This is a genomic window from Rhizobium sp. 01T444 (genome assembly GCF_056398305.1).
This window is the reverse complement of record NZ_JBFTPD010000443.1, coordinates 1-506: the sequence shown is the minus strand read 5'-3', so window position 1 is coordinate 506 and position 506 is coordinate 1. Positions and strand designations below refer to the sequence as shown.

At 61.5% G+C, this 506-nt stretch carries 1 protein-coding gene; it reads right to left on the bottom strand.

Features of this window, described 5'->3' with window-relative positions; all coding sequences use genetic code 11:
• Positions 1-111 precede the first annotated feature (111 nt).
• Positions 112-276 carry a DUF1328 domain-containing protein gene (locus tag AC1DTN_RS39370; protein WP_477925699.1) on the bottom strand — a complete coding sequence of 55 codons (165 nt, stop codon included), beginning with the start codon at positions 274-276 and terminating at the stop codon, positions 112-114.
• Positions 277-506: the final 230 nt, after the last annotated feature.

Here is a 506-nt window from a genome sequence, read left to right as displayed (position 1 = left end):
GGCGGTCTGGCGGATATCGTCGGCCAGCTGCGAGGGGGTCTTGGTTGTTGTGTTCATAAAAAATGATCCTTCCGGGAGATTGATTGCGGGAGCCTGCTCATCGTAACGACGCTAACCGCGTCGTATCAAGCCTGCGATGAGGCTGGCGAGCGCCAGGACGATGAAGATGATGAAAAGAATCTTCGCGATTCCCACGGCGCTGGCCGCGATGCCGCCGAAGCCGAACACCGCGGCAATCAAGGCAATGACCAGAAACACGACCGCATAGTGCAACATGTTGACTCCTTCGAAGTGGCCTCGTTGTCGTGAATGAACACGTCTTCGTTCGCATGAACGACCTGAAGACAACGTTAAACGGGCGGTCTTCCCGGCCCTGTCAGCAGCAGCGGCCTGGGGGCGTAGGAGAGGGCCGGATCAGGGGCCGATTGCGGTCGCGAGCGGCGTTCTCAGGCGTGCGCCGGCGTGGGCGCGGCAGGCAGGATCGCGCTGAGCCGCGTGCCTTCGCC